This is a genomic window from Micromonospora sp. NPDC003776 (genome assembly GCF_053605645.1).
Genome location: NZ_JBSGJR010000513.1, coordinates 1 through 5,103 on the forward strand (window position 1 = coordinate 1; position 5,103 = coordinate 5,103).

The 5,103-nt window shown below is 74.4% G+C and carries 6 protein-coding genes; 3 read left to right on the forward strand and 3 right to left on the reverse strand.

The annotated features are described in order from the left end of the window. A partial coding sequence (locus ACWEVO_RS29640; protein WP_452310771.1) for a heterodisulfide reductase-related iron-sulfur binding cluster occupies nucleotides 1-829 on the forward strand: 829 nt, incomplete at its 5' end. A gap of 33 nt (nucleotides 830-862) precedes the next feature. Here the strand turns inward: ACWEVO_RS29640 and ACWEVO_RS29645 are convergent. Next, nucleotides 863-2,035 carry an MFS transporter gene (locus ACWEVO_RS29645; protein WP_452310772.1) on the reverse strand — a complete coding sequence of 391 codons (1,173 nt, stop codon included), beginning with the start codon at nucleotides 2,033-2,035 and terminating at the stop codon, nucleotides 863-865. 131 nt (nucleotides 2,036-2,166) lie between these two features. Continuing rightward, nucleotides 2,167-3,591 (reverse strand): M1 family metallopeptidase, encoded by a 1,425-nt coding sequence (locus tag ACWEVO_RS29650; protein ID WP_452310773.1) that lies wholly within the window; start codon nucleotides 3,589-3,591, stop codon nucleotides 2,167-2,169. 159 nt (nucleotides 3,592-3,750) lie between these two features. Between ACWEVO_RS29650 and ACWEVO_RS29655 the strand changes: the two genes are divergently transcribed. After that, nucleotides 3,751-4,182, forward strand: a complete 432-nt coding sequence (locus ACWEVO_RS29655; protein WP_452310774.1) for a glutaredoxin domain-containing protein — start codon at nucleotides 3,751-3,753, stop codon at nucleotides 4,180-4,182. Nucleotides 4,183-4,288: 106 nt separating this feature from the next. After that, nucleotides 4,289-4,708, forward strand: coding sequence for a nucleotidyltransferase domain-containing protein (locus ACWEVO_RS29660; RefSeq protein WP_452310775.1), 420 nt, complete (start codon nucleotides 4,289-4,291; stop codon nucleotides 4,706-4,708). A 6-nt stretch (nucleotides 4,709-4,714) separates the two neighbouring features. Here ACWEVO_RS29660 and ACWEVO_RS29665 read toward each other — a convergent pair. Continuing rightward, nucleotides 4,715-5,103: nitronate monooxygenase (locus ACWEVO_RS29665; protein WP_452310776.1), on the reverse strand; the 389-nt coding region annotated here is incomplete at its 5' end.

Consider the following 5,103-nt stretch of genomic DNA (forward strand, 5'->3'; position numbering starts at 1 on the left):
CCTGCCGCCCGCGCTGCCCGAGGCGGCCACCCGGGCCGCCCGCGCGGTCCTCGGCGACGAGCGGGTCCCGCAGTGGCGGCGCGACCTGCCCCGGGGCGGCGAGGTCCGCCGGCCCCGGCCCGTCGACCAGCCGGACGCCGTCTTCGTTCCGTCCTGCCTCGGCACCCTCTTCGCCCCGGCCGAGGGCGGCACCGGCGTCGCCGCCGCGCTGCTCGCCCTCGCCGACCGGGCCGGGGTACGCCTGCTCGTGCCGGACGGGGTCGCCGGCATGTGCTGCGGCACGCCGTGGTCCTCCAAGGGGCTCACCGCCGGCTATCGGGCGGTGCGGGACCGGGTGCCGCCGGCGCTGCGCGCCGCGACCCGGGACGGCGCGCTGCCCGTGGTCAGCGACGCGGCCTCCTGCACGGAGGGCTTCGCGAAGCTGACCGCCGACGCGGGTGGGCTGCGGGTCGTCGACGCCGTGGCGTACGCCGCCGAGGAACTGCTGCCCCGGCTCACCGTGCGGCGCCGGCTCGGCTCGCTCGCCCTGCACCCCACCTGCTCGTCCACCCGCCTCGGGCTGGACGACGCCCTGCTCGCCGTGGCCCGGGCGGTCGCCGACGAGGTGGTCGTGCCGGACGGCTGGCAGTGCTGCGGCTTCGCCGGCGACCGGGGCCTGCTGCACCCGGAGCTCACCACGTCGGCCACCCGCGCCGAGGCCACCGCCGTCGGGCAGCGGCCCTTCGACGGGTACGCCTCGGTGAACCGCACCTGCGAGATCGGCATGGCGCGGGCGACCGGGCAACCGTACCGGCACCTGTTGGAGCTGCTGGCCGACGCCACCGCCTGACCGGCTCAACGGTCGGGCTGCGAGGATCGCCGGCTACGGCACAGGGACGGGATTCCGGATCGGGCGGGTGAGGAGCACCGCGGCGAGGACGGCCGCGGCGATTCCGGAGACCAGCAGTGGGAGGGTGCCCTCGGCGCCCCAGGCGAGTCCGGCCCACAGGCCGGCGACCAGGATCCCCAGGCCGGTCAGTCCCTGGAACAGGCCCTGGCCGGTGCCCTGGTCGCCCGGGTTCAGGAGCCCGGAGATCCACGCTTTTCCCACCCCGTCGGTGAAGGCGGTGAAGCCGCCGTAGGCGGCCAGGAGCGCCCACGCGGCGGGGTGGGAGTGGGTCAGACCGAGTCCGGTGTAGGCCAGGGCGAACAGGACCAGGCCGGCGCCGAAGACCGTGCGCGGGGACAGCCGATCGGCGACCACCCCGGCCGGGTAGCTCAGCAGGGCGTAGACCGCGTTGTAGGTGACGTACGCGCCGATGACGGCGGGCACGGTGAAGCCGATCTCGTGCAGCCGCAGGAGCAGCAGGGCGTCGGGAAAGTTGACCACGCTGAACAGCGCCAGCACGGCCACCACCCGCCAGTAGCGGCCGGGTAGGTCCCGCGGGTGCCACCTGCCGGTACGCGGGAGGCGGCGGGGCGCCTCGCGGACCGCGACGACCAGCACGGCGCTGGCCACCGCGGGCACCACGGCGATGACGAGCAACGGCCGGATGTGGTGGTGCAGCAGCTGGTAGCCGGCGAGACCGATGAGCGGTCCGATCACGGCGCCGGCGGTGTCCATCGCCCGGTGGAAACCGAACGCCCGCCCCTTGGCGCTCGCCGGCACGCCGGTGGCGATCAGCGCGTCGCGGGGTGCGCCCCGGATGCCCTTGCCGACCCGGTCCACGCTGCGACCGGCGAGGACGACCGGCCAGGCGGTGGCGGCGGCGATGGCGACCTTGCCGAGCGCGGCGAGCCCGTACCCGAGGCCGATCATCGGGCGGGCGCGGAACCGGTCCGCGACGCGGCCGGTGACGATCTTGCTCAGCGCGGCGGCGCCCTCGGCGATCCCTTCGACCACGCCCACGACGGCCGCGGGCGCGCCCAGGACGACCGTCAGGAAGATCGGCAGGATCGGGTACAGCAGCTCCGACGCGGCGTCCTGCAACAGGGACACCCCGGACAGCACCTTCAGGTTCCGGGTCAGCCAGGGACCAGCCGGCTGCTCGGTCACCCTGGACCTCCTCAACAGGTGGGGGACACCGCTGTCAACGGTGGCAGACCGGCGGCTGCCGCGTGGCTCGTACCCGGGAAGACCCACCGGCGCCGAGGCCCCGCGACCGACGGGCCGCGGGGCCACCGGCGTCACCAGGTGGTCGGCTTGCCCTTCTGGAACAGCCACACGTCGAAGAAGGCGGCCAGTTTCTGCCCGGACTCCCGCTCGGCCAGGGCGATGAAGTCGGCGGTGCCGGCGTGGCCGTAGCGGTGGCTCGCGGCCCACTGCCGCAGGATGCGGAAGAAGGCGTCGTCGCCGACCTTGCCGCGCAGCGCGTGCAGCGTCATGGCCCCCCGGTTGTACGGGATGCTGCTGAACATGTCCTCCGGGCCCGGATCGGCGAGGACGATCTGCCAGAACGACGACGAGGCGGCGCGACCGTAGTTGCTGCCGTTGTTGAAGGTCTGGTTGACCGTGGCGCCGCCGTTGTGCTCGGTGTACATCCACTGGGCGTAGGTGGCGAAACCCTCGTTGAGCCAGATGTCCGACCAGCGCTGCGGCGAGACGCTGTCGCCGTACCACTGGTGGGCCAGTTCGTGGGCCATGGTGCTGACGCTCGGCGCGCTGGAGAAGATCGGCTTGGTCTGGGTCTCCAGGGCGTAACCCACGTCCGGGGCCCGGTCGATGATCGCTCCGGTCGAGGCGAACGGGTACGGACCGAACGTCGCGGCGAAGAAGTCGATCATCTTCGGGATCTGCGCCACGGCGGCGGCCGACCCGGTGACCAGCCTCGGGTCGACCGCGACGTACACCGGGATCCCGCTGGACGTCACCGACTCGGTCACCGTGAAGGTGCCGATGGTGACGGTCGCCAGGTAGCTGGCCATCGGCTCGGTCGAGTCCCAGACGAAGGTCGTCCAGCCGTCCCGGGTCTGCTGGGAGAGGAGCTGTCCGTTGCCGACGGCGGTGAGCCCGGCCGGCACCTTCGCGGTGAACCGGAAGGTGGCCTTGTCGGTCGGGTGGTCGTTGGTGGGCAGCCAGGCCGGTGCGCCCTGCGGCTCCCCGGCGACGAAGGCGCCGTCGTCGGTCGGCACCCAGCCCTCGATCGATCCGTCGGGATCGGTGATCGGGCCCGGTACGCCGGCGTACTTCACCACCACGGTGAACGTCTTGCCGGCCTTGAGCTTCGGCCGCGGGGTGACGATCAGCTCCTGGCCCTCGCGGGTGAATTCGTGCGCGTGCCCGTCGACGGTGAGCGAGGAGATGTCCGGGCCGCGGAAGTCCAGGTTGAACCGGTCGAGGTCCTGGGTGGCGACCGCGGTGATCGTGGCGGTGGCGTCGAGGAACCGGCTCGCCGGGTCGTAGGAGAAGGTGAGGTCGTAGTGCTGGACGTCGTATCCGCCGTTGCCCTGGTCGGGGAAGTACGGGTCGCCGACGCTGGCGGCGCCGGGGGAGTAGCGGGGGGCGCCCGGATTCCCCGGTGCGGCGACGGCCGCGGCCGGCGTCACCACCGACCCGGTGGCCACCAGGACGACAGCGGCCAGGGCGGCACCGCGCAGGCGTGGGATTGTCATGGAAATCCTCTCTGATGGAGTGCCGGCAGCACTGGCGATCAGATGGTCAAGCTCCTATCCACCCGCATCGACGCCGCCTCGTCAAGATCTGCCGGCCGTCCCGGTGCCACCCGCCCCCGCACCGGACGGCGCCGGTGCGCACGCGTAGCATTCCGCCGCATGCTGCGGAGTTGGTGGTTCGCCGGCCTGATGCTGGCCTGCGGGGTGTTCGTCGCGGTCACTCAGGAGCAGCGGTGGCTGGCCGGCGCCGAGTTCGTCGTCTTCGCGGTGCTGGCGGTGCTCCTCTCCCCGCTGGTCTTCCCCAGGTCGGTGACGGCGGCGCAGGCACAGGACCGCAGCGCGCGGGACGGCCGCCCGATCGTGTACTGGCGGCCCGGCTGCCGCTACTGCCTGCGCCTGCGCCGCCGGCTCGGCCGGCGGGCCGGCCAGGTGCACTGGGTGAACATCTGGCGGGACCCGGACGGGGCGGCGGCCGTGCGGGCCGTCACCGGTGGCGACGAGACGGTGCCCACGGTGGTGGCGGGCGGCGAGGCGGTGGTGAACCCGGAGCCCGAGTGGTTGCTGCGCCGGCTGTCCCGGGCGGGCGGCTAGCCCCGGTCAGGCGGCCGGAACCTGCTGCAGGGCCCCGGCCAGCGACTCGGCGTTCTTCTTGTCCACCCGCCCTCCGACGTTGCTGTGCGCGTGTGAGACTCAGCGGATGGTGACCGAGGAACGGACCCGGGAAGCGTGGTCCGTGGTGGACACGGTGGCCGGTTGGGCGGCCGGCCACGAGGACGTACGCGGAGTGGTCGTCGTCGGCTCGTGGGCGCGCGGCGCCGCGCGGATGGACTCCGACGTGGACGTCGTGGTCCTCACCGACAACCCGGGGTACGCCGACCCCGCCGGCTGGACGGGCCTGCTGGGCGGCGAGGTCGTCCGGCTGGCCGACTGGGGGCCGCTGCGGGAGGTACGCCTGCGCCGCCCCTCGGGGTTCGAGGTCGAGGTGGGCGTGGTGCCGGTCAGCTGGGCCGGCACCGACCCGGTCGACCCGGGCACCCGCCGGGTGCTGGACGGTGGGCACCGGATCGTGCACGACCCGGCCGGCGTGCTGGCCGGGCTGTCGGCCGCGTGCCGCTGAACGGGCTCACAGCCCGGCGGTGAGCTCGGCGACGATCTCCGCCGCCGGGGCGGCGCGGGCCGCCCGCCAGCCGGTGCCCGCCCACAGGTGCAACCGGTCGGCGTCACCGGCCTGGGCGGCGGCGACCCGCAACGGCCGGGTCAGGTGGTGCACTGCGGGATAGCCCAGCGGGGCGTCCGCGTCGTACCGGTCGGTGAAGGCGTTGCGCAGCGCGCGGGCCGGCCGCCCGGTGAACGCCCGGGTGACGACCGTGGCGTCGCGGTGCGGGTCGGCCAGCGCGTCCCGGTGGGTGCGGCTGGTGCCGCTCTCGGCGGCGCGCAGCAGCAGCGTGCCGACCAGGACGGCGGTGGCGCCGGCGGTGAGCGCGGCCCGCACGTCGGCGGGGCCGGCGACGC